Origin of the sequence: Streptomyces roseolilacinus (assembly GCF_014649335.1) — a bacterium.
Classification (GTDB): Bacteria; Actinomycetota; Actinomycetes; order Streptomycetales; family Streptomycetaceae; genus Streptomyces; species Streptomyces roseolilacinus.
On record NZ_BMSV01000004.1, the window covers coordinates 241,843 to 265,371 of the forward strand.

Annotated in this window: 18 protein-coding genes, 1 tRNA gene and 1 pseudogene; 8 read left to right on the forward strand and 12 right to left on the reverse strand. The window is 72.2% G+C overall.

Annotated elements, in window-relative coordinates:
• Positions 1-149: 149 nt before the first annotated feature.
• Complete coding sequence (locus IE106_RS11305; RefSeq protein ID WP_189532603.1) at positions 150-1,148, reverse strand: sigma-70 family RNA polymerase sigma factor; 999 nt, start codon at positions 1,146-1,148, stop codon at positions 150-152.
• A gap of 614 nt (positions 1,149-1,762) precedes the next feature.
• Between IE106_RS11305 and IE106_RS11310 the strand changes: the two genes are divergently transcribed.
• Positions 1,763-2,779 (forward strand): questin oxidase family protein, encoded by a 1,017-nt coding sequence (locus IE106_RS11310; protein WP_229840330.1) that lies wholly within the window; start codon positions 1,763-1,765, stop codon positions 2,777-2,779.
• A 4-nt stretch (positions 2,780-2,783) separates the two neighbouring features.
• Here IE106_RS11310 and IE106_RS11315 read toward each other — a convergent pair whose 3' ends face one another.
• Positions 2,784-3,566 carry a dioxygenase family protein gene (locus tag IE106_RS11315; protein ID WP_189532607.1) on the reverse strand — a complete coding sequence of 261 codons (783 nt, stop codon included), beginning with the start codon at positions 3,564-3,566 and terminating at the stop codon, positions 2,784-2,786.
• A 109-nt stretch (positions 3,567-3,675) separates the two neighbouring features.
• Here IE106_RS11315 and IE106_RS11320 point away from each other — a divergent pair, with 109 nt between their 5' ends.
• Positions 3,676-4,218 (forward strand): MarR family winged helix-turn-helix transcriptional regulator, encoded by a 543-nt coding sequence (locus tag IE106_RS11320; RefSeq protein ID WP_189532609.1) that lies wholly within the window; start codon positions 3,676-3,678, stop codon positions 4,216-4,218.
• 40 nt (positions 4,219-4,258) lie between these two features.
• On the opposite strand, the gene IE106_RS11325 is transcribed toward IE106_RS11320, so the two are convergent.
• Positions 4,259-5,791: an MFS transporter gene (locus IE106_RS11325; protein ID WP_189532611.1), complete on the reverse strand. Its 1,533-nt coding sequence runs from the start codon at positions 5,789-5,791 to the stop codon at positions 4,259-4,261.
• A gap of 167 nt (positions 5,792-5,958) precedes the next feature.
• Entirely contained in the window at positions 5,959-6,558 is a 600-nt protein-coding gene (locus IE106_RS11330; protein WP_229840333.1) for a TetR/AcrR family transcriptional regulator, read from the reverse strand.
• A 328-nt stretch (positions 6,559-6,886) separates the two neighbouring features.
• Between IE106_RS11330 and IE106_RS11335 the strand changes: the two genes are divergently transcribed.
• Entirely contained in the window at positions 6,887-8,197 is a 1,311-nt protein-coding gene (locus IE106_RS11335; protein WP_189532615.1) for a M6 family metalloprotease domain-containing protein, read from the forward strand.
• A gap of 193 nt (positions 8,198-8,390) precedes the next feature.
• On the opposite strand, the gene IE106_RS11340 is transcribed toward IE106_RS11335, so the two are convergent.
• Positions 8,391-10,091 (reverse strand): class I adenylate-forming enzyme family protein, encoded by a 1,701-nt coding sequence (locus IE106_RS11340; protein WP_189532617.1) that lies wholly within the window; start codon positions 10,089-10,091, stop codon positions 8,391-8,393.
• Positions 10,092-10,363: 272 nt separating this feature from the next.
• On the opposite strand from IE106_RS11340, the gene IE106_RS11345 reads away from it, so the two are divergent.
• Positions 10,364-10,439 (forward strand) — tRNA-Arg (locus IE106_RS11345).
• Positions 10,440-10,606: 167 nt separating this feature from the next.
• Here the strand turns inward: IE106_RS11345 and IE106_RS30675 are convergent.
• The 5 genes and pseudogenes from IE106_RS30675 to IE106_RS11370 form a co-directional block, all read right to left on the reverse strand.
• A pseudogene (locus tag IE106_RS30675) lies at positions 10,607-10,762 on the reverse strand (helix-turn-helix domain-containing protein); the annotation flags it as partial.
• Positions 10,763-11,218: 456 nt separating this feature from the next.
• Positions 11,219-12,343, reverse strand: coding sequence for a type II toxin-antitoxin system antitoxin DNA ADP-ribosyl glycohydrolase DarG (gene darG, locus IE106_RS11355; protein ID WP_189532619.1), 1,125 nt, complete (start codon positions 12,341-12,343; stop codon positions 11,219-11,221).
• Positions 12,327-12,923 (reverse strand): DUF4433 domain-containing protein, encoded by a 597-nt coding sequence (locus IE106_RS11360; protein WP_189532621.1) that lies wholly within the window; start codon positions 12,921-12,923, stop codon positions 12,327-12,329. The genes darG and IE106_RS11360 overlap by 17 nt, the downstream gene beginning before the upstream one ends.
• Positions 12,924-13,457: 534 nt before the next feature.
• A complete protein-coding gene (locus IE106_RS11365) occupies positions 13,458-13,820 on the reverse strand; it encodes a hypothetical protein (RefSeq protein ID WP_189532623.1) in 363 nt (120 codons plus the stop codon).
• A gap of 483 nt (positions 13,821-14,303) precedes the next feature.
• The gene (locus IE106_RS11370) at positions 14,304-15,008 is read right to left on the reverse strand and encodes a DUF4386 domain-containing protein (protein ID WP_189532626.1); all 705 of its coding nucleotides are present in this window, start codon (positions 15,006-15,008) and stop codon (positions 14,304-14,306) included.
• Positions 15,009-15,125: 117 nt separating this feature from the next.
• Between IE106_RS11370 and IE106_RS11375 the strand changes: the two genes are divergently transcribed.
• Together IE106_RS11375 and IE106_RS11380 are read left to right on the forward strand one after the other, a co-directional pair.
• Positions 15,126-15,809, forward strand: a complete 684-nt coding sequence (locus tag IE106_RS11375; RefSeq protein ID WP_189532628.1) for a TetR/AcrR family transcriptional regulator — start codon at positions 15,126-15,128, stop codon at positions 15,807-15,809.
• Between the two features lie 719 nt (positions 15,810-16,528).
• Positions 16,529-17,392 (forward strand): LLM class flavin-dependent oxidoreductase, encoded by an 864-nt coding sequence (locus IE106_RS11380; RefSeq protein WP_189532629.1) that lies wholly within the window; start codon positions 16,529-16,531, stop codon positions 17,390-17,392.
• A gap of 218 nt (positions 17,393-17,610) precedes the next feature.
• On the opposite strand, the gene fxsT is transcribed toward IE106_RS11380, so the two are convergent.
• Positions 17,611-20,172: an FxSxx-COOH system tetratricopeptide repeat protein gene (gene fxsT / locus IE106_RS11385; RefSeq protein ID WP_189532631.1), complete on the reverse strand. Its 2,562-nt coding sequence runs from the start codon at positions 20,170-20,172 to the stop codon at positions 17,611-17,613.
• Positions 20,169-20,486, reverse strand: a complete 318-nt coding sequence (locus tag IE106_RS11390) for a hypothetical protein (protein WP_189532633.1) — start codon at positions 20,484-20,486, stop codon at positions 20,169-20,171. Before IE106_RS11390 ends, fxsT begins: the two co-directional genes overlap by 4 nt.
• Positions 20,487-20,708: 222 nt before the next feature.
• On the opposite strand from IE106_RS11390, the gene IE106_RS11395 reads away from it, so the two are divergent.
• Together IE106_RS11395 and IE106_RS11400 are read left to right on the forward strand one after the other, a co-directional pair.
• Positions 20,709-21,128, forward strand: a complete 420-nt coding sequence (locus IE106_RS11395) for a hypothetical protein (protein WP_189532635.1) — start codon at positions 20,709-20,711, stop codon at positions 21,126-21,128.
• Entirely contained in the window at positions 21,125-23,521 is a 2,397-nt protein-coding gene (locus IE106_RS11400; RefSeq protein WP_189532636.1) for a tetratricopeptide repeat protein, read from the forward strand. The genes IE106_RS11395 and IE106_RS11400 overlap by 4 nt, the downstream gene beginning before the upstream one ends.
• The last annotated feature ends 8 nt before the right edge of the window (positions 23,522-23,529 follow it).

Consider the following 23,529-nt stretch of genomic DNA (forward strand, 5'->3'; position numbering starts at 1 on the left):
AGCCCGGCCGGAGGGCCTCCCCCGGCCGGGCCGGGCAGGCGGGCCGGGCAGGCCGCAGCCCCTCGCCGGGGGGGGGAAGGCGAGGGGCTGCGGGTCCGGCCACCGTCCCGCCCCTGGGGGGATCCGGGCGGGACGGTGGGTCCGCGGGGTCACGCCGCCGCGTCGAACCCCGTGTCGCGGGCCATGCGCTTCAGCTCCAGCAGGGCGTGCTTCTCGATCTGGCGGATGCGCTCGCGGGTCAGGCCGTGCTCCTTGCCGACCTCGGTGAGCGTCCGCTCGCGGCCGTCCTCGATGCCGTACCGCATGCGGATGATGGACGCCGTGCGGCGGTCGAGGCGGCCGATCAGGTCCTCCAGCTCCTCGCTGCGCAGCAGCGTGAGCACCGACTGCTCGGGCGACACCGCCGAGGTGTCCTCCAGCAGGTCGCCGAACTGGGTCTCCCCGGCGTCGTCCACCGGCATGTTCAGCGACACCGGGTCGCGGGCCCAGTCCAGCACGTCGGAGACCCGCTCCGGGGTGGAGCCGAGCTCGGCGGCGACCTCGGTGGGCTCCGGCTCGCGGCCGTGCTCGCGGTTGAACTCGCGCTGCACGCGGCGGATGCGGCCCAGCTCCTCCACCAGGTGGACGGGGAGGCGGATCGTGCGCGACTGGTCCGCGATGGACCGCGTGATGGCCTGGCGGATCCACCACGTCGCGTACGTCGAGAACTTGAAGCCCTTCGTGTAGTCGAACTTCTCCACGGCGCGCACCAGGCCGGCGTTGCCCTCCTGGATCAGGTCCAGCAGGGGCAGCCCGCTGCGCGGGTAGCGCCGGGCCACGGCGACCACCAGACGCAGGTTGGAACGGATGAAGACGTCCTTCGCGCGCTCGCCCTCGGCGACCAGGCGCTCCAGCTCCTCGCGGGTCGCGCCCCCCGCCTCCGTCTCCACCTCGCCGTCCAGGATCTGCTGGGCGTACACGCCCGCTTCGATGATCTGGGACAGCTCGACCTCCTTGGCGGCGTCGAGCAGCGGCGTGCGCGCGATCTCGTCGAGGTACATGCCGACCAGGTCGCGGTCGGCGATCTCCCCGCCCACGGCGCGAACGCTGTTGGCCCGAGCGGTGCCGGTGGTGGCGGACTCCGGACGGGCGACGGCACGGGTTGCCATGCGAGCTCCCTTACTGAGTAGGTCGCGACACCCTTGCGGGTGCCCTGCATCCGACGGAAACAACGACTGGAATCCGGACAGAATTCCCATGCCGCCCATCGATTTCGCCGATCATGCAGTACCCTGTGCCGCCCGACGGATGGGGTGCCTGATGATCGATCAGGCAGAAGTGCAGGTCGGGACGGGAAAGGCGACCGGTCTCCCGGCCCCCCTGGGAGCCGCATGACCCCGCGTACGTGAGACGGCCGTCACATGTGATCCGGCATCCTCCCTCCGAACGGCGCCGCCCCCGCTCGCCCTTCGACCGGGAAGACGCCCCCTCTCGCCTCTCGGTTGCCCGGAAGAACGGGAGAGATGCCCGGAATGTTCCGACCCGGACCGTCGCGGGCGGGGACCAGGACCCCGGGGAGGGCCGCTCGGGCCCCGGGACTAGGTCCGCCGCCCGTTCCGCCGGGCGCGGCGCCCGGCCTAGGGTCCGGGCCATGGAGGACACCGACAGCAAGGACACCCCGACCACCCGCACCCCCCACACCACCGCCACCCGCACCCCCCACACCGCCGACGCCCTCGACGCCGGCACCACCCACGCCGCCCACCCCCTCGGCGCCCCCGAAGTGCCCGACACCACCGGGATCCTCGACGAGGCACTGGAGCGGCTGCACGCCTCCGGCCCCGAGCGGCAGGGATGGCTCAGCAACCACGCGCCGATGGCCGTCGAGGCGCTCGTACGGCGCGGCCGGGCACCGCGCGTGCACCGCTGGCTCGACGCGTACCGGGACAGGCTGGAGGACATGCCGGCCCCCCGGGCGCGCGTGACGCGGGACAACTGGCGCGAGGCCCTGGGCGACCCGGCCAGGATCGCGGACTGGGCCGGGTACTTCGAACGGGAGACCTCCGGGCGGCCCTGGCGCGAGGTCCTCGCCGAGTGGTGGCCGCGCCTGCTGCCCGGCATCGCGGGCGGGGCCACGCATCCGGTGATCCGCGTCGGGCACGCCGTACGGACCCTGCTCACCACCGAGGAGACCGCTCCCCGCGTCACCGAACTCGCGCACGCCCTCGGCTACTGGGCCGCCCGCCACCAGCCCCTGCCGCCGCTCGCCACCCTGGCCGCCGCGCCCACCGCGGCCGCCGCCCTGGACGCCGTACCGGCCGTACCGGACCAGACCGAGGGCATCCGGCACCGGCTGGCGCAGCTCACCGCCCTGCCGGGGTGGGGCGCCGCGCCCGGCGGCCCGGACGCCGCGCGCGGGCTCCTCGCCGAGCTCGTCACCGCCGCCACCCACCGCTACGCCACGCACGCGCACGGCGAGCCGGTCATGCTGGTCCACGCCGCGACCGCGCCCAACGCCGTGCTGCGCACCCTGCCGGCCCTGCCGCGGGACCTGTGGGCGCCCAGCGTCGGCGCGGCGTGGGCGGCGAGCGCGGCGGTCACGGCCGCGTACACGCCGGCGGCGGCCGTGCCATACCGGCCGGCGGCCGTCCCGACGGCGGAGGAGGTCTTCGAGCGGGCCGCCGCCCACGGCGACGACCACGTGATCAAGTTCGCCGACACCGCGCTCGACGTGGGCGACCCGGTCGCGCTGGCCGCCACCGTGCGGTCGGTCGGGCTGATCGACCCCTGGTTCGGCTGAGGGCTCAGCCGAACTGCACGGACCGCTTGGCCAGCCCCATCCAGAACCCGTCGACGACGCTGCGGCCCGTGTCCAGCTCGCCCGCCGCGTCCGCGGCGCCGAGGGTCACGAACAGCGGCGCGAAGTGCTCCGTGCGCGGATGGGCGAGCCGCCCGGCCGGGGACTTGTGCAGGAAGTCCAGCAGGGCGTCCACGTCCCGCTCGGCCAGGGCGCGGCGGCCCCAGTCGTCGAACTCGGCCGACCAGGCGGGGACTCCGCCCTGCCGCAGCGCGGCGAGGTTGTGGGTGAAGAAGCCGCTGCCGACGACGAGCACGCCCTCGTCGCGCAGCGGTGCCAGCCTGCGGCCCAGCTCCATCAGCCTGGCCGGGTCGAGGGTCGGGAGGGACATCTGGAGGACGGGCACGTCGGCGTCCGGGAACATCTCGACGAGCGGCACGTACGCGCCGTGGTCGAGGCCCCGGTCGGGGATGTCCTGCACGGGCGTGCCGGGGGCGCGCAGCAGCTTGCGGACCGACTCGGCGAGCGCCGGTGCGCCGGGGGCCGGGTACCGGACGCGGTAGTAGTGCTCGGGGAAGCCCCAGAAGTCGTACACGAGCGGCACGGTCTCGGTGGCGCCGAGGGCGAGCGGCGCCTCCTCCCAGTGGGCGGAGACCACGAGGATCGCGGTCGGCCGGGGCAGGTCGGCGGCCCACGCGGCGAGCTGGCCGGGCCACACGGGGTCGTCGGCGAGCGGCGGGGCGCCGTGGGAGAGGTAGAGGGCGGGCATCCGCTCGGCGGTGTCGGTCATGGCGGGTCCTCTTCGCATCACGGGGGCCACGAACTTGAAGTTTCAAGCTTGTGTACGTTCCACGGTAACGCGATCTAGTTGAACCTTCAAGGAGAAGTAGAGTGGATGCATGAATACCGCATCCATCAACGAGGATGGCGCGTCCGGGACGGCGTCGGGGTCCGGGGCGGAGCCGCGCTGGCTGACCGACCGCGAGCAGCGCGTCTGGCGGTCCTACGTCCACGCCACCATGCTCCTGGAGGACCACCTCGACCGGCAGCTCCAGCGCGACGCGGGCATGCCGCACATCTACTACGGACTGCTCGTCCAGCTCTCCCAGGCGCCCCGCCGCCGGATGCGGATGACGGAGCTGGCGAAGGGCGCGAAGATCACCCGCTCCCGGCTCTCCCACGCCGTCGCGCGCCTGGAGAAGAACGGCTGGGTGCGCCGCGAGGACTGCCCCTCCGACAAGCGCGGCCAGAACGCGTACCTGACGGACGAGGGCTTCGAGGTGCTGCGCCGCAGCGCGCCCGGCCACGTCGAGGCCGTGCGGCAGGCGATGTTCGACCGGCTCACGCCCGAGCAGGTCGACCAGCTCGGCTCGATCATGCGCGTGGTGGCCGACGCGCTGGAGCCGTCGGACCCGAACGCGGACCTGCCCTGGCTCCGCTGACGGGCGGAACCAGGGCAGGGGACGGCGCGGGGCGGCGGGCTCAGTGGGCCAGGACCGGCACCTGCACCTCGTCACCGGGTGCGCCGTCCTTCGCCGCGCCGCCCGGGGCGAGGTTCGGGCGGCCGGTGTTGACCAGCGTCAGCGCGATCGAGGCGGCGACGACGAGGATGCCGACCGCCCACCAGATGGCCGACGTGTAGCCCTCCACCATGGCCTCCAGCTGCACCAGCCGCTGCGCCTGCGGCGAGGTCGCCGACGCCGCGTGGGCGGTGAGGTACGCGGTGGTCGCGGAGGCGGCGATGGTGTTGAGCAGGGCCGTGCCGATGGCCCCGCCGACCTGCTGCGAGGTGTTGACCATCGCGGAGGCCACCCCCGCGTCCCGCGGCTGGACGCCGTGCGTCGACAGGGACATCGCCGGCATGAACGCCGTGCCCATGCCCAGGCCGAGCAGCAGCTGCGCGGGCAGGATCAGGCCCGCGTACGAGGTGTCGATCTCCAGCCGGGTCAGCAGCAGCATGCCGACGGCGGCCGTCAGGAAGCCGGGGCCCATCAGCAGCCGGGGCGGGACGCGGGTCATCAGCCGCGTGCCGATCTGGGTGGAGCCGGTGATCATGCCGACGACCATCGGCAGGAACGCGAAGCCGGTCCTCAGCGGCGAGTAGCCCTTCACCACCTGGAGGTAGTAGGTGAGGAAGAGGAACAGGCCGAACATCGCGATGACCGCGAGGCCGAGGGAGAGGTAGACGCCGCCGCGGTTGCGCTCGGTCATCACGCGCAGCGGGAGCAGCGGGCTCCTCACCGACGACTCGACGGCGACGAACGAGGCCAGCAGCACCACCGACGCGGCGAAGACGGCCAGCGTCCCGGCCTCGGTCCAGCCGTGCGACTCGGCGCGCGTGAAGCCGTACACGAGCGCCACCAGGCCCAGCGTCGACAGGACGACGCCCGGGACGTCGAGCGGCGAGCGGTTCCGGCCGCCGGCGGGCTCACGGATCACGAAGTACGCGCCGGCCGCGGCCACGATCGCGAACGGGATGTTGACGTAGAACGTCCAGCGCCAGTCCAGGTACTCGGTGAGGAAGCCGCCCAGGATCAGACCGACCGCCCCGCCGCCGCCCGCGATGGCGCCGTAGATGCCGAACGCCTTGGCCCGCTCGCGGGCCTCGGTGAACGTCACGGCGAGCAGGGACAGCGCGGCGGGCGCCAGGAGCGCGCCGAAGGCGCCCTGCAGGGCGCGGGATCCGAGCAGCATCGCCTCACCGGTCGCGGCACCGCCCAGCGCGGACGCGGCGGCGAAGCCGAGCAGGCCGACGACGAACGTCCGCTTGCGGCCCCACAGGTCGGCTATCCGGCCGCCGAACAGCAGCAGCCCGCCGAAGGCGAGGGCGTACGCGGTGATGACCCACTGGCGGTTGCCGTCCGAGATGCCCAGGTCCTGCTGGGCGGAGGGCAGCGCGATGTTCACGATGGTCGCGTCGAGGACCACCATCAGCTGGGCCAGGGCGATGAAGACGAGCGCTTTCCAGCGGTTCGGATCGGGCAGCACTCCGGCTGCTTCAGAGGTTTTCGACATGGATGAGGCCACCTGATAAGTCGTCAATGAGGTACGCGGGCATGGAAGGAGCGGCTCCGGGGAGCGGAACGAGGCCGTACGGCGGGGGTGGTGCGCGGTCGGCGGCACCGGCGCGCGGCCCCGGGCCCCGTGTCAGGGCCCGCCGTCGGGGCGGCGGCCGGCCGCGGTCAGGGGCGGCCGTGCTGCCGGAGGGCCTCCAGGGTCGCCGGGGCGCCGGGCAGCTCGGAGCGGGCGGGGGCCTCCAGGCCGTCGAGCAGCAGCTGGAGGTGGCGGTGGACGAACTGGTCGTTGACCGGGCACGCGGTGCCCGGCAGCGGCCGGGTCAGCTGGGACAGGGCGACCAGCAGGTCGCCCACGGCGACGTCGGGGCGCATCCGCCCCGCCGCCTGGGCACGCTCGAACAGCCCCTGCACCGCGCCCTCCAGCCGGTCGCGCGCGGCGGCGATGCCGGGCTCGTCGTGGTCGAAGGTGCCGGAGAGCATCGGGCACAGGGCGCCGATCCGCTCGTCGGCCGCCTCGTGGGTGAAGCGCCGCAGCGCGCCGAACGGGTCGGCCTCCTCGGCGGCGGCCCGCTCGGCGCTCCGCGTGATGCGCGCCATCACGCAGACGACGACCTCGTGGACCAGGGCCTCGCGGTCCGGGAAGTGCCGGTACAGGGTGGCGTTGCCGACGCCGGCGCGGCGGGCGATCTCGTCCAGCGCGACCTGCGCCCCGGACTCGACGAACATCTCCCGGGCGGCCGCGACGATCCGCTCCCGGTTGCGCAGCGCGTCCGCCCGGAGCCGGGGGGCGCGCCCCGCCTCGAAGCCGCCGCACCCGGCGGCCGCCTCGGGCGTGCCGGACGCCGCGCCCGCCGCCGGAACGGCGGTACCCGCGATGGTCGTGGCGGTCACGGCTGCACTCCTCGGCTCGGGTTCGGACAGGGCCGCCGTCAACCGGGGAGATCCTCCCCGCTTACCGGCGGCACCCTTGCAAACGGGGAGACCGTCCCCACTTATTTCGCCCCCTCTTGTGACCTGCGTCACTTCACCTGCGGATTCCCACGATCGGGCCACCCGGCGAGCGCCCCCGCACCACCCGGAACAGGCTGTGGGCATGCAGCAGCCGACCAGCCGGAGACGGCGAATACGCAGGACGGCCGCGATCGGAACCGTCACGGCGCTCGCCGTGGCCGCCCTCGCCACGGCGAGCGCCACCCTCCACGGGCCCGCCCCCGCCACCGCGGGGGCGGGGGCCGCCGACCCGGGCGCGCGGGCGCTCGCGGAGGCCGCCGACCCCGGGAGCCTCGCCGCGTGCCGCATCCGGGCGGAGCCCGGCGTGCAGATGTCCGAGGGCATCCCCACCCCGCCCGGCTACGCCCGCTCCACCGGCGTGGTCCGCGCCCTCAACCTGATGATCGACTTCCCGGACGCGCCCGGCGAGGAGCCGGCGATGCGCCGGTTCGCGGAGTTCTTCCCGCAGACCGCCGACTGGTTCCGCGTCAGCTCCTACGGGCGGCTGCGGTACGTCCCGTACGCGCCCGTCCCGGACTGGCTGCGGATGCCGCTGCCGTTCCCCGCGTACGGCATCGACCGCGGCGCGCCGTACGAGCCGGGGTACCGCAAACTGGTCGAGCACATCGTCGAGGCGGCCGACGAGCGCGTCGACTTCAGCACGTACGACCTGGTCAACGTCCTGGTCACACCGAACGCGGGCCCCTCGGCGCTGGACACGGTCCTGTCCGTCACGTTCTCCGGGAACGGCGAGGCGCCGGGCGCGGACGGGGTGACGCTGTCCAACACGTCGTTCGTGTACAGCCGCCAGGACGACGGCTCCGGCTCCTTCCACGAGACCGGCTACCGGGTGCTGCCGCACGAGAACGGCCACGTCTTCGGCCTGCCCGACCTGTACACCGCCGAGGGCGGGGCGGCGGTCGGCCACTGGGACATCATGTCCGAGGACTGGGGCGCCAACAACGATCTGCTGGGCTGGCACAAGTGGAAGCTGGGCTGGCTCGACGGCGACCAGGTGCGCTGCGCGTCCAGGCGCGGCACCCGCGAGTACACGCTGACGCCCCTGGCCCGGGCGGGCCGCGGCGTGAAGCTGGCGGTCGTCCCGCTGGGCGAGACGGCCGGGTACGCGCTGGAGGTCCGCTCCCGGGAGGGCAACGACGAGGCGGTGTGCGAGCCGGGCGTGCTGGTCTACCGGGTGCGGGCCGACGTGGACACCGGCCAGGGCCCCGTGACCGTCGAGGACGGCGACCGCGACAGCGGCGGCTGCACCCGCCGCCCGAACGTCCACGCCGAACTGTCCGACGCGCCGTACGGCCCCGGCGAGACGTTCCACGACGAGGCGGCCGGGGTGAGGGTGACGGTCCTGTCACGGGAACGGAACGGCGCGTACCGCGTGCGGGTGACTCGCGGCTGAGACGGGGGATCTTCGCTGCCACCGGGGGGGCGGCCGCACGGGACGGGCCCTCCCACCGGAGGCGGGCTGCCGTACGGGGCGGGGCCCTGCCACCGGAGGGCGTCACCGGCCCCGCCACCAGGCCCGTCACCGCCCCCGCCACCGGAGGACACCGCCGCACCCCCGGGTCATCCCCCGTCCGACACCTCACCCCTCACCCCGCCCGTCCCCCATCCGCGAAGGCCCGCCTCAGCTCGTCCTTCAGGACCTTGCCGCCCGCGTTGCGGGGCAGCGGCCCGTCCCGGACGACGACGTGCGCGGGCACCTTGTACGCGGCGAGGTCCCGCGCGACGTGCGCCCGCAGTTCCTCGGCCGTGACCGCGTGCGGCGCCTCCCGGAGCCGTACCACCGCGGCGACCTCCTCGCCCAGGACGGGGTGGGGCACGCCCAGCACCGCCGCCTCGGCGACGGCGGGGTGCCCGTGCAGGGCGGCCTCGACCTCGACGCAGTGGACGTTCTCGCCACCGCGGACGACGACGTCCTTGATCCGGTCGACGACACTGACCCGCCCGTCCTCGCGCACCACGGCCAGGTCGCCCGTCCGGAACCACCCGTCCGCGGTGAACGCCGCCGCCGTCGCCTCCGGGTCGCGCCAGTAGCCGCGGACCAGGCTCTGGCCGCGCAGCAGCAGCTCGCCGGTCTCCCCGTCCGGCACCGGCCGCCCGTCGGGCCCGGCGACGCGGACCTCGGTGACCGGGGTGGGGCGGCCGACGCGGTCGGGCCGGCGCCGGTACGCCTCGCCGTAGTGGGCGAGGACGCCGCCGCAGGTCTCGGTCAGCCCGTAGCCGTTGCGCGGCTCGACCCGGTCGCCGTACGCCTCGGTGAGGCGGCGGACCAGCGCGGGGGGCGCGGGGGCGCCGCCGGTGTTGAGGTGGGTGAGGCTCTCCAGCCGCTTCCCGCCGGCCGCGTCGAGGAGCTGGAGGGCGGTGGTGGGGACGCCCGCGTAGTGGGTGACGCGGTACCGGTCGACGAGGTCGAGGGCCCGCTCGGCATCCCACCGGCGCATCAGCACGAGCGTGCCGCCGGCGGCCATCACGGCGTACAGGGAGGTGAACGCGGCGGCGTGGAAGAAGGGGAAGGTCGTCAGCGAGACCGGCGGCCGCCCCGCACCCGGCACGGCACCCCGTTCCAGCGCGGCCGCCGCGGCCTGGTAGCGCGGGTTGATCGCGGCGGCGACCTGCGCGCGGTGGGTGGCGACGGCGCCCTTGGGACGGCCGGTGGTGCCGGAGGTGTAGAGGATGGTCGCGTCGTCGTCGGGCAGCACGTCCACGGCCGGCGGCGCGACGGCGGAGGTGTCCCGGGCGGCGTCGCGGAAGCCGAGGCACGGCACGCCGTTCCGCTCGGCCCAGCCCCGCAGCAGCACGGCCCGCTCGTCGTCGACGAGGAGCGCCTTCGGTGCGCAGTCGTCGAGGGCGTACGCGCACTCGCCCGCCGTCCACCAGGCGTTCAGCGGCACCGCGACCAGCCCGGCGAACTGCGCCGCCCAGAACGCGACCTGCCACTCGGGATGGTTCCGCCCCGCGATCACGACCCGGTCGCCGGGGCGCAGCCCGTACCCGTCGGCGAGGCGCCGCGCCAACCCGCAGGCGGCGCCGAGGAACTCGCGGTACGTGTACCCGGCCCCGTCCTCGCCCACGAGGAACGGCGCGTCCCCGAAGGCCCAGGTGGCCTCCACGAACTCCCGCAGCGTGCGCGGCCCGGACACGTACTCCAGCCGGCCGCCCTCCCCCCGCACCACGGCGAACGGCGCCCCGGGCGCGGTCAGCAGGGCCTCGACCCGCGACGAACTCTCCACGTACGACACCCGGGGACGGTACCGAACCCCCACCCGACCCCCGACGGCCGGTGCGCACATCGGGCACCCGGGGCTGGCGCTCACGGCGGGCCGGCGCCCGGCGGCCGGCATCCGCCAGGACCTCGCCGTACCGACGGAAGCCCGCCGGACCGGCAGGGCCCGCCGACCTGGGCGCCGCCCACCGGCCCCGACGCCCATGCAGGGCGCCACCACCCGACTGCCGGAGGCCCTCCACCACGGCACCCCCGACGCGGCGACCACCGCTCCGCCCCCACCCCCCACCTCACCGCCACCACCCGGCTCCGATCCGCTACCCTGTCTGGGACCACCCCGCCTCCGTAGCTCAGGGGATAGAGCACCGCTCTCCTAAAGCGGGTGTCGCAGGTTCGAATCCTGCCGGGGGCACCAGCGCAAAGGCCCCGGACCGATCACGGTCCGGGGCCTTTGACATCCGTATTTGACATCAACGGCGTCGGTCACTGACGACCGGGACGCCTCTTCCTGAGCAGCCGGTCCATGTGGCTCATGGCCTCGCGCTGCGTGTCCTGCACGACGTGCGTGTACACGTCCATGGCACTCGGAACCATCCGCCCTGTCTCCACCTTGGACACAGTCGGCTGTCCCACCCCGGCCCGTTGCGCCACCACGGCACCTGCCAGACCACCTTCAGTGCGCAGTCCCCGAAGACGCATCCCCAGCGCCTTCATCCCCTCCCGCCGCTCACTCCCCATACCCAGGGTTCTACACCACGGGACGGCAAGGTCCGGCTGCACGAGCCCTAGCGATCACCAAGGGGACCCGAGCGTGATTCAAACTTTCTCTACGGGTTCAAGGCGCCCGCCGCGCACAGCACGGCGGGCGCGGCCCGTCGTCCGGGCCGACGCTCCTGTCTCCGCCCCGCTCCGGCCCGGCCGCCGGCCGCACGCCTAGCAGCTCGGGTTGATGGTGGGAGAAACCCGCTGTGGCTGGGGCGGTCGGCTCCGCGGCTTTAGCCACCTCCCCGGTCCGGGTCCCGCGCCGAGCAAGACCGGGGGGCCACTCGTGCTCATTACGGGCAGGTCCAAAGCCTGCCCGAATTGCCAACCAGCGTACGGCCCCCTAATCATGCTCGGCCCCAAACCAGGCAGGACACCGGCCAAACCCGCTCCACCGACCTGACGGCAATGACGCACTCATCAAAACAAGAACTAGAGAGCCGAAAGCTCAGACAAGGCCTCTTCAATGCTCGCGTCCGCCTCTACGTCGATCCATCCCAGCGTCGCTAGATGGACAATCGATCGCAGAATGTCTTCGCTTCTAAGCGGCGGGCGTCGTCTGACCTTCCACGCTTCCACAGCACGAAGGATTTGGGAGGCAGTCGGCCGAGTCCCATACTTAAGGCTCAAAAACTTGCAGGTATAGTGAACTGTAGCTGCAATTTCGGCCTGTGTTGAGTCAAAGCGAGCCACGAGGTCCATTGTCTGCTCGATTGCATGATCCCACTTCTCGATATGCTCTCGATACTCTTCGCGCGCATCCTTGAAGGTGTGGCCAACTCGAACTTCGAACATATTTCCGCGCTGTTGCTCTAGAATCAAGCCGTTGTTTTGCAGTCGGGCAACGGTGGGTTTCACTTGACTAGAGAACGGACCATAGCTCGCGCGCTCATACTCGAGACCTGTAGGCACGCCCGCAGCTGTAGCAAAATACGCAATCTTCTGGAACATTACTCGCCCAACCGGCCAGCGATAAGGCTGCCTTTCTAGCCGATCCAGAATATCGACCAATGCAATTTGCCATGGCTCAACAAACTGGGCCGACCCGGCAACCTGTCCCGAACCCCAGAGATCTAGCTGTTCATGGCCATCGAGATTCACGTCGAAGGGCGCATAAAGCTCTACAGGAATGTCGAACCGCTCAAGGTGTTGCACTAGGGTGGGGCCGACTACAGACCATTCGAGCTGCCCATTACCGCATCCTAGGGGCGGAACAGCAAGGCTCCTGATCCCCCACTTCCGATAATTGGCATGCAAATATTCAAGGCCCGCCACGATATCGCTCAGGCGACTTACACTGCGCCAATGCCCCTTGGTCGGAAAGTTGATGACTACATGGTCGCCCGCGTCGAAGGGGTAAGGCTCACCCAATCTAACCAAACCAGAACGGCATCGCTGAACATAGTCTTCGTACATCGCCGGGTAACGCTTCTTGAATGCGAGAGCGATACCCTTTCCCATGACACCAACAGTGTTTACGGTATTAATCAGTCCGTACATTGGGGACTTCAACAGGTCCCCTTGGACAATCCGCACGTTACTAGCGGAAGTAGACATTCCTGTTCACCTCCACCTTCCAATGCGGGTCCGCGTCGACGCAAGTCGCCAAATGTTCCTGATTCAGAGTATAGCAACCCACGATGTGATCAGGCGACACGAACTCAGGAATTAGCATTTCAGCGCACCTTTGACGCTTTCGTTCCGCCTTCTCAAACGGGTCGGCATAGTTCCAAGACTCAGCATAGATACGGGATTCGTCCAGATATTTCAAACCGGTCGGAGAATCGAAGAAACGAGTGGTTCCAGCAGCCGCATTACCGTCAGTCAAAACTGCATCGGGCAGATCGAGGACCGCGTTTGAAATTCGGATGACGATCAGGTCTCGCCGAGCCTCCTGATTGAACAGCCTGTACATCATGGGATTCCGCGCATCAAAGTATAGATTCGCATACGAGTGGAGGAGCCCCCCGTTCGGGACGCGCTTACCCCTCCGCCGATCCTGCACCGACTCCATGGCTACCGACTTGTGCGGCAGTGATGCTGCCCTGATATGGCTGAGCAGCCCTCGCTCGACTATAGATGTCAAATTCGTGATCGACGTAATGTAATGCAACTCACCAACCCTACTTCTGTCCATGAAGCCCCTTTCATGCAGGAGACGCAGACCGGACTTGAACTGGCGCCACGACACCAGGTCTGCGCCAACGCAAACCCTTCTGTGACACTCTCAGCAGCATAGGCCTCGGCACTGACAACGGGCTGGTAGAGCCGTGTGACGGCTCAAGAGGGGCGCCTGGGGCGCGTCGCCGCTTCGGGCCAAGGTAGGTTGCGCCCCATGTCAGCAGCTCCGCCCACATGCCCCGAGTGCGCCCAGACGATGAGGGCCGGCGGCCTCGTCCTCTCCGGCCGGGAAGATGATGGCGCGCGAACCTGCCGCGTGCTGTGGCGCTGCCCCTCTCGCCACGTCTGGTGGAAGTGGGCGGACCGTCCCGAGGACCCGCTGGAGCCATGCCCGAACCCCCAGCTCTTCCGGTCCTGACATCCACGGCTGACATCAACGAGGGCGCACAGCCGCATCCACGAGCGACCCAGCGCGGCGGCCGGACGTCCCGGCGTGCGGGTTGCACAGCGCCCTCGATCGAACTTCTAAAGCTAGTATCGAGGGCCGACGTCACTCCTCGCGGTACTCAGCGAACACGGGCTGCTGCTCGTCCCACCAGTTCCAGTCAGCCGACCGTGAGAAGGGCAGGCTTCGGGCAAGGGTGGAGAACTGATCGGACGGCTCCCGGCTGGTCTTGTTCACCACGATCGCCGAGAGCATCGGTGCTCGTCCGTCCTCGTTGCGGTGGAGACAGACGTCCTTGAGCAGATAGGTCATGACTCCGCGGTGAGGCGGGATGGAGTCGAAGCCCTGGGCTGCCAACTCGGCACTCAGTTCCCCGTACGTGATGGTCAGTCCTTGGCCGGCCCGCTTCCGCAGGATCTCCACAGCCGCTTCGATCGCTGCCGGGTACTCCGGATCCTTGATCCTCATAGCCCCTCCCCCCATCGCGTGGACACTGCCCAGCCCGCGCATCGTACTGGCCGAACACCGACCAGCGCTGTCGAAGCGGCACAACAGCGAAGTACGACAACCTTCCTGACCCCAACTGATCATTGGAGGTCAACAGCCCTTCGATCAGCCCACCGCCCCCGATGACCCTTCAGTCGGAAGCTCGGGGCGGAGGCCATCCATGCCGGATGCGTGCCAGAACGAGCGGGGAGGAGCGGTCAGCAGCGGTCACTTCGAGCTCCACCACAGCGCGAACTGTGAGGGTATCCGCGCAGGTCAGGGGCATGACGCGTAGGTGATCGCACGGTGATTCCCAAGCTCAGAGCGCGGGTTCGATCCCCGTCACCCGCTCCACGCAGAAGGCCCAGGTCATCGACCCGGGCCTTGTTCGTTGTCCGGATCTCCCAGTCCTTCACGGCGATGGGCCGCGACAACGACGGCACGGTCGTCAGGCTCGGGCCGGCCTCACCGACGGACACCCGCCGGATCAGCCACTTCCCCGTCTGCCCGGGACGCGGCGCCTGAGCCGGGCCCGAATCCCCTGACGATCAGCCACCCGGCCAGTCCCAGCTCCCAGGCGAACACCGGGAGCGCGGCGGCTGCCCCCGCCACGGAGAGCTGCGCGTAGGCCCCGAACACCACGGCGACGGCCGAGGCGCAGATCAGTGGCCCGCCGACCAGGCCGAGCGCGGCGATGAAGCGCGGTACGAGCCGTGCGCGGTACGCCAGGTACGCGAGCAGGACAGTGTTCAGGCCGAGGGCGATGTTGGGCCCGAGCAGGAACGTCCAGTCGTGCACGGCCACCAGAGCGGCATCGGCGCCGTCCGCCGTCCCCGTGTCCCGCCGCAGGGTGACGAGCGCCAGGACGGCGACGATCCCGAGGGCGATGACGGCCGCCTCCAGCAGCCGCCCGAAGGCGTACCCGAGCGCGAGCCCCTCGCCGTGGCGCCGCAGGACGGGGAACAGTGCCGCCCCGGTACCGGCCACCGCCACCACCAGCACCATCTCGCAGAGCGCCCCGAGCAGTGCCTGCGTGTCGGCACCCTGCGCGAGCCGGCCGTCCGCGGCGCCCAACAAGGGGCGGTACAGGATCGCCCCGGCTATCGCGGCGGCCTCGGTCAACAGGAACAGCGACCCGGCGGTCACCGCGGTTCTCCGGTCCGGACTCATCTTCTCCAGCCCCCTCGCTCAATGGTGGTGTACGTCGTACACCTGACAGCGACCATAGGTGTACGGCGTACACTCGTCAAGGAGAAGGCTGTCGAGGAGGGAAGGGGCCGAACGGAAATGACCCCGCAGGAAGCCACGCGCACGCAACGAATCCCCCTGAACAGGGACCGCGTCCTGCGCGCCGCCGTCGCGCTCGCCGACGCCACCGGCATCGACGCGCTCAGCATGCGCAGGCTCGCGCAGGAGCTGGGCGTCGTACCGATGGCCCTCTACAAGCACGTGGCCAACAAGGAGGAGTTGCTCGACGGCATGGTCGACGCCGTCGTCGGCGAGATCGACCCGCCGGCCTCGGGCCCCGACTGGCAGCGCGTGGTCCGCGGGCGGATCCTCTCGGCCCGGCGGGTCCTGCTGCGCCACCCCTGGGCGGCCCGGGTCATCGAGTCGCGGACCGGCCCCACCCCGGCCGTGCTCGCGTACCTGGACTCGATGGCCGGGAGCTTCCGGGACGGCGGCCTCTCCGCCGACCTCACGCATCACGTCATGCACGCGATGGGCAGCCGCCTCCTCGGCTTCAGCCAGGAACTGTTCGACGCCTCGGGCCCCTCCGGCCCACCGGACCCCGGCCTGGCGGCGCGCTACCCGCACATCGCGGAACTGGCCGCGACGGCCGCGCACGACGGGGGCTCCACGGTGGGTGGCGGCTGCGACGACCAGTTCGAGTTCGAATTCACCCTGGACCTCCTCCTGGACGGCTTCGAAAACCTCCGTCGCCAGGGCTGGACGTCCGCGCGGAAGGCGTAGCGGGTGCGGGGACTGATCGAGCAGCGGGAGGAGTCCTCGAAGCCGACTTTCCGATCGAGTCCGGGACGGCGATCCGGAGGCGCACCCGCGCTGGTTCCGACTTCCCCCTCCCCGCAGGCACCTGCTCGATGTTCCGGCACCGTGCCCCGGTCGTGCCCTTCAGAGCGGTGAACAGCGGTGAACGGGGGTGTCGCCCGGCCGTCCACCAGTGCCGCCGCGGAGGACGTTTTGGCAGGACAGAAACCAGGTGGCCGAAACGGGTGGCGGTGATTCCCAAGCTGATGGCTCACACTCCGTCGTGACGGTGCCGGCCGTCGCGGGTTGCTCTGGTCGACGGCGCAAGCCAGCAGCGCGGCTGAGGCCGGTGGAGGGTGCAGCGAGGCACACGCGCGCCTCGTCGGTCGGCGCGCCCGCCGTCGTGGCTGACTGTCGTCGGCTGAGGTTCGTGCCACAACCGTGCCAGACGCAGGGGTCAGCCACGGTCAACGCCGGTGCCCCGCGGTCGAGTACCCACCTCTTTCCTCGGCCGGTGAAGCCGCAGCTCAGGCCTGGGATCACCCAGCCGCTCCCTTGAAGCGGGTGCCACGGGTTCGCATCCCGCATGCTGCGGCCGCGAGTTCTCCCACCGGTCCGCAAGGGGCGCGGAGGACTGGTGGCCGGTCAGCCGGTCGCGTCCGGATCCGGTTGTCGCTTCGTGGCCGGCTGCGCATCCTGCTGGTGTGCGCTTCTCTGTGAACATCCCGAACTTCGGTGACTTCGCCGACCCTCGTAATGTCGCGGCTGTTGCGGCCGCCGCCGAACAGGCGGGCTGGGACGGGCTCTTCGCCTGGGACCACGTACTGCACCGACGGCACCAAGGGCGTCCCTTCGGAGATCCCTGGATGCTCCTGACCGCGGCCGCGCTGGCCACTTCCCGGATCCGGCTGGGCACCTTGCTGACGCCGGTCCCTCGTTACCGTCCGCAGCAACTCGCCCGCCACGTGGCCACCCTGGACCATCTCAGCGGCGGCCGGGTGGTCTTCGCCGCCGGGCTGGGCGGTCCGGTCGAGGACGAGTACCGCAGCTTCGGTGACGCCGCCGAACCACGTGTCCTCGCCGAGCGCCTGGACGAGGGGCTGGAGCTGTTGAGGCGCTTCTGGTCCGGTGAGCCGGTGGACCACCGCGGTCGGCACTACGAGGTCCGGGACGTGACGCTGCTGCCCGCGACCGTGCAGCGGCCCGGTCCGCCGGTGTGGATCGGCGGGTTCTGGCCGCGTCGTGCGCCCATGCGGCGGGCAGCGCGGTGGGACGGCGCGGTGCCTCTCTTCGAGACGGCCCGGCACGGACACGTGCCGGACGTGACGGAGGTGCGCGAACTGGTCGCCTATGTGCGCAAGCACCGTACGGTCAGGGCCGAGCGCCCCTTCGAGTTGGTGCTCGGCGGTGCCACGTCCCCGGACGCGGCGAGGGCCAGGGACGTGATCGGTCCCCTGTACGAGGCCGGTGCCACCTGGTGGGACGAACGGCACGTCCAGACCGGCCCTGACGTGGACCGCTTCCTCCCGGTGCTGCGCCGTGTCGAAGCGGGGCCGCCGGTGATCTGATCAGGCGTTACGGGCCGGTGGCCAGGTCCGGTGTGCCGTCCGGGGCTTCGGCCGAGCGCCACGGCGGCAGTCGCCGCTCCCTCCGGGAGACCCGGGGTGGAGGCGGAGCGGAAGCGGCTCCGGTCGGGCGCGGGCCTCGGGTTCGGGGGCCGGCGACGGTCCGTGGCGGTTCGCCGGTCGGGTGGGCTCGCGGCGCCGCCGTCACGTCGGGCCGGTCGTCACGTCGGGTCGGTGTCGTCCCGCTCCAGTCGGCGCCGGATCTCGGCGAGGTCGCTCAGCCGTCGCGCGGTGTCGGGGTGGTCCGGTCCCAGGGCCGCCTCGGTGATCGCCAGCGCCCGTTCCGCCAGTGGTAGTGCTTCCGTGTGCCGGCCCAGCTCGGAGAGCGTCACGACGAGGTTGCCCAGCCGCAGCCCGGTGGTGGGGTGGTGGGGTCCCAGCGCCGCCTCGGTGATCGCCAGGGCCCGCTCCTCCAGCGGCAGCGCCTCGCCGCGCCGGTCCAGCTCGGAGAAGGTCCTGGCCAGGTTGCCCAGTCGCAACGCGGTGGTGGGGTGATCGGGGCCCAGCGCCCTCTCGGTGATGGTCAGCGCCCGTTCCTCCAGCGGCAGCGACTCGCCGTGCCGTCCCAGCTCGGAGAGGCTGGCGGCGAGGTTGCCCAAGCGCAGGGCGGTGTCGGGGTGGTGGGGGCCCAAGGCCGCCTCGGTGATCGCCAGGGCCCGCTCCTTCAGGGGCAGTGCCTCGTCGTGCCGTCCCAGCTCGGAGAGGGTGGCGGCGAGGTTGCCCAGCCGCAGGGCGGTGTCGGGGTGGTCCGGTCCCAGGGCCGCCTCGATGATCGCCAGCGCCCGCTCCTCCAGCGGCAGCGCCTCGCCGTGCCGCCCCAGTTCGGAAAAGGTCCTGGCCAGGTTGCCCAGGCACAGTCCGGTGGTGGGGTGGTCCGGTCCCAGGGCCGCCTCGGTGATCGCCAGGGCCCGCTCCTCCAGCGGGAGCGCCTCGCCGTGCCGTCCCAGCTCGGAGAGGGTGGCGGCGAGGTTGCCCAGCCGCAACGAGGTGGTGGGGTGGTCCGGCCCGAGCTCCCTCTCGGCGATGGCCAGCGCCCGTTCCTCCAGCGGCAGCGCCTCGCCGTGCCGCCCCCGCTCGGAGAGCGTCCTGGCCAGGTTGCCCAGCCGCAGGGCGGTGTCGGGGTGGTCCGGGCCCAGCGCCGCCTCGGCGATGGCCAGCGCCCGCTCCGCCAGCGGCAGCGCCTCGTCGTGCCGTCCCAGGTCGAAGTACGTCGTCCCCAGGTTGCCCAGCCGCAGGGCGGTGACGAGGTGGTCCGGGCCCAGCGCCGCCTCGGTGATCGCCAGGGCCCGCCTCTCCAGCGGCAGCGCCTCGGGCGCCTGGCCGCGGCTGCGGAGGTAGAACGCCGTCTCTCCCAGGATCGCGGCCAGCCGGAGGTCCCTGCTGTCGTCGGGGTGGTGGGCGATCACTGCCTGGAGGTGCGGCAGGAGGCTCTGCCAGACGGGCCAGCCGTCCACCTCCTCGGGGCTGCCCGGCGGTATGGCGTCCAGCAGGAGGATCAGGGCGGTGGTGTGCGGGGAGGGCGGGGCGGCCGGGGTGCGTCCGCGCAGCCGGCGGGCGAGGCGACGGAGGCGGGTGGGTGCCGCGGGGGGCGGGGGTGCGGTGGTGCGGATGACGCTTTGGACGAGGCGGTGGGTGGTGACGGTCCGGTCCGTCAGGGTGATCATGCTGTAGGCGGCGAGTGTGCCCAGGGCGTGGTCGACCGCCCGGCGCGTGGGCAGGGCGGTGTCCAGGACGTCGCGGGGCAGGGGGTCCGGGGCCGTGTGGGCCAGGATGCGCAGCAGGTGCACCGCGTACGGGTCGGCCTCCTCCACGGCCCTGAGGGTGACGCTCCACACCTGGGCCACGGTGCGCTGGTGGGCGTCACCGGGGGGCGTGGTGGCGAGGATGCCGGCCGGGTCCCGGCGGAGTTCGGCCAGGTAGTCCCGGGCCGGGGTGCGGGTCTGCGCCAGGTAGGCGCCCGCCTGCTGCAGTGCCAGGGGCAGGCAGCCCAGTTCGCCGGCCAGCTCGCCGAGCGCGGTGTCGTCGGTCCGGCTGCGGCCGGTGACGCCCTCCAGGACGGCCACGGCGGCGTCCGGGGTGAGGGTGTCCAGGCACAGGGGGGCGACGAGGTCGCGCCAGGGCAGGTCGCGTCGGGTGGTGATCACGACCTGGCCGGTGGTCAGCCGGCCGAGGTAGGGGGACAGGTCGGCCGGGTCCTCGGCGTTGTCCAGGACCACCAGCCAGCCCGAGCGGCCCTGCAGCCACACCAGCGCCCATTCCGCCGCCTCCTCCAGCGGCAGGGCCGCGTGCACCGGGTGCAGGGCGGTGGCCAGTCCCGCCAGCCCGGCCACGACGCCCGCTTCGGTCTCCGCGTCGATCCACCACACCGGGCCGCTCCCGGCGGTGAGGAACGCCCGCGCGTGGTGGAGCACCAGCGTGGACTTGCCGACTCCGCCCAGGCCGCGCACGCTCTGCGCCACCACGCCCGTCCCGGCCGACGGCACGGCGGCCAGGGCCCGCAGTTCCTCCTGGCGGCCCTCGAACACGGCGCTGTCGTAGGCGGGCAGGTTGTTCAGCCTGACGACGGCCTCGCCGTCGACCGCCGGGCCCACGGCGCCCGGTGGCAGTACGAGGGTGCGCTGGTCGATCCGGGCGTCGTTGCCGGTCGCGATCACCCCCGGGTTGCTGCCCGCGGCGGCGGCCCGGCCGCCGGAGGCGGAGGAGGGCGTCTGCTGTGCGCTCACCGCTGGATGGTGCCGTTGTCCCCGGTCACGATGATCCCCGTGTTGTCCCCCGTGGCCACCGACCGCTCGCCCGACGCCGTGATCCGGGTCGCCCCCGACGGCGGCGGGGGCGGGGACGGCGGCGGGGACGCGGGGTTGATCACGGACGACCCCCAGGCCACCAGTACCGCGACCAGCACCGCCCCGGCTCCCGCTCCGGCGCCGACCCGCTCCGGCCGGTCCCACGGGAGCAGCGCGTCCCCCAGCCACACGCACAGCCCGAACACCACCAGCGAACCGGCGGCCAGCAGCAGCCACCGCGTGGTCCGATTCATGTGACGCCCCCTCAGACGAATCGTCGGCTCCATCCTCCCACCGAAGCCCGTTCCCTGTCCGTCCCTCGGCGCACACCGCGTGAAACCGTTCGGCCGCCCCCGTGCGGGCGCGGGACCGGGAAGCCCCCCGGGTCCCGGGGGCGGTTCGGGGGTTCGGGCCTTGCCCGTGGGGTTTTGTTCCTACGCTGGACACTGGCGTGACCGCGAGTTCCGGGGGGTCGAGTGAGTACGGAGATCGTGCGGTTGGTGGAGCGGGCGGGGCCGTGCCTGACGACCGCGGTGGGCGCGTACGGGGTGACGGTGTTCACCCGGGCGGAGAGCGCCGCGGTGGACGCCACGGCGAACCTGGGGCGGCGGATCCTGCGGGCGGTGTGGGACCGCCGGGACGAGCGGGGGCGGGTGGAGCTGGAGGCCGCCGTCCGGGACGCGGCCGAGGCCCCGGAGGACGCGGACGCGGCGGCCGCCCTGCGGCAGCAGGTCAAGCGCGCGCTGCGCGAGGACGCCGGGTTGTCGGCCGAGCTGGCCCGGATGCTGCCCGCGGCCGGGGAGACGGTGAACGTGACGGCGTCGGGTGAGCGGTCCGTCGCGGCCAAGACCATCGGTACGGCCGTCACCGGCGACAACGCGACGATCAAGCCGTGACGGACGGACTCGTGCCCGGGGCCGGTGGCCCGCAGGCGACGGGGCAGCGGTCCGTGGCGGTGGGCGGCGACGTCGGGGTGGCGATCACCGGGGACGGCGCCCGGGTGGTGATGCTGCCGGCCGAGGCGGTGCGCTGGGCCAGGGAGGTGGAGGCCCCGCCGGGGGCCGGGAACCTGCCCGGGTCGGCGTCCGGGGTGTTCGTCGGGCGCGAGGACGAACTCGCCACGTTGCGCCGGCTCCTGACCGCCGAGGGGGAGGCCGCGGTCACCCAGGGGTCCGGGACGCGGGCGATCCACGGACTGGGCGGGATCGGCAAGAGCACGCTCGCCCTGCACTACGCCCATGCCCACCGGCACGCCTACACGCTGGTGTGGTGGATCAACGCCACGAGCACCGAGCAGGTCGTCGCCGGTCTGGCCGCCCTCGCCACCCGGCTGTGCCCGCAGTGGGCCGCGTCGGCCGGTACCCGGGAGCGGGCCGCGTGGGCGATCCTGTGGCTGCAGTGGCACCCCGGCTGGCTGCTCGTCTTCGACAACGTCGAGGACCCCGCCGACCTGCGCCACTACCTGGGCACCCTGCCGGACGGGCACCACCTGGCCACCAGCCGCATCGCGACCGGCTGGCACAGCATCGCCCCCACCATGCCCCTGGGCCTGCTCGACGACGACACGGCCGTGGCCCTGCTGTGCTCCCTCGCCTTCGGACCGGACCACGTCCTCACACCGGCGCAGCGCCGGGACGCCACGGCGCTCGCCACCGAACTGGGCCACCTGCCGCTGGCGTTGGAGCAGGCGGGCGCCTACCTCTTCGAGACCGGCATCACCCTGGCCGACTACCGGGTCATGCTGGGGCAGGTCATGAACGCGGCCGCGGGCGGCATCGACCCCGAACGCACCATCGCCCGCATCTGGCGCCACACCCTGACCGCCATCGAGCGCCGCGACCCGCAGGCCATCACGCTCCTCCACGCCATGGCCTGGCTCGCCCCCGGCGACATCCCCCGCACCCTGCTCGCCCCGCTCTGCCCCGACCCGCTCCGCCTCGGCGAGGCCCTGGGCGCCCTGCACGCGTACAACATGATCGCCTTCACCGGGCACCAGGGCGTCAGCGTGCACCGCCTGGTCCAGGCCGTCCTGCGCTCCCACCGCACCGGCGACTCCGCCGCGCCACGGGGCCGGTACGAGGCCGAACGGGCCGTCCACCAGGCGCTCCCGCCGGAGTCGGACACGGAAGCCGCTCACACCGGGCGGTGGCAGCGGCTGATACCCCACGTCATGGCCCTCCTGGAGACCACGCCGCCCGGGCACCCCACGTCGTCCGACACCAGCGCCACGTACAACGCCACCGCCCAGCACCTTTTCCTCCAGGGGCGTGACTACCAGACCCCCGGCCTGCGCAAGGCCGTCCTCGCCCACAACGCGCGGGCCCTGGGCGACACCCACCCCGAGACCCTGACCTCCCGCCACAACCTGGCCCACGCCTACCGGGAGGCCGGGGACCTGGAGCGGGCCATCCCCCTGTTCGAGACCACCCTCGCCCAACGGGTGGAGACCCAGGGCGACGCCCTCCCGGCCACCCTGGTCACCCGCAACCAGCTCGCCGTCTCCTACCTGGAGGCGGGGGACCTGGAACGGGCGATCCCCCTGTTCGAGACCACCCTGGCCCAGCAGGTGCAGATCCTGGGCGACACCCACCCCGACACCCTGACCACCCGCCACAGCCTCGCCCACGCCTACCGGGAGGCCGGGGACCTGGAGCGGGCGATCCCCCTGTTCGAGACCACCCTCACCCAAAGCGAACAGACCCAGGGCGACACCCACTCCCACACCCTGATCACCCGCAACCAGCTCGCCGCCTCCTACGTGGAGGCGGGGGACCTGGAACGGGCCATCCCCCTGTTCGAAACCACCCTGGCCCAGCAGGTGCGGACCCTGGGCGACACCCACCCCGACACCCTGACCACCCGCCACAACCTCGCCCACGCGCACCGGGAGGCCGGGGACCTGGAACGGGCCATCCCCCTGTTCGAGACCACCCTGGCCCAGCAGGTGCGGACCCTGGGCGACACCCACCGCCACACCCTGATCACCCGCAACCAGCTCGCCGCCTCCTACCAGAGGGCGGGGGACCTGGAGCGGGCGATCCCCCTGTTCGAGACCACCCTCGACCAACAGGTGCGGACCCTGGGCGACACCCACCCCGACACCCTGACCACCCGCCACAACCTCGCCCACGCCTACCGGGAGGCCGGGGACCTGGAACGGGCCATCCCCCTGTTCGAAACCACCCTCGCCCAAAGCGAACGGGTCCTAGGCAAGACCCACCCCCACACTGTGATCACCCGCAGTCAACTCGCCTTCTCGTACCGGGAGGCCGGAACCGCGCAGGGGTGAGGTGCGGC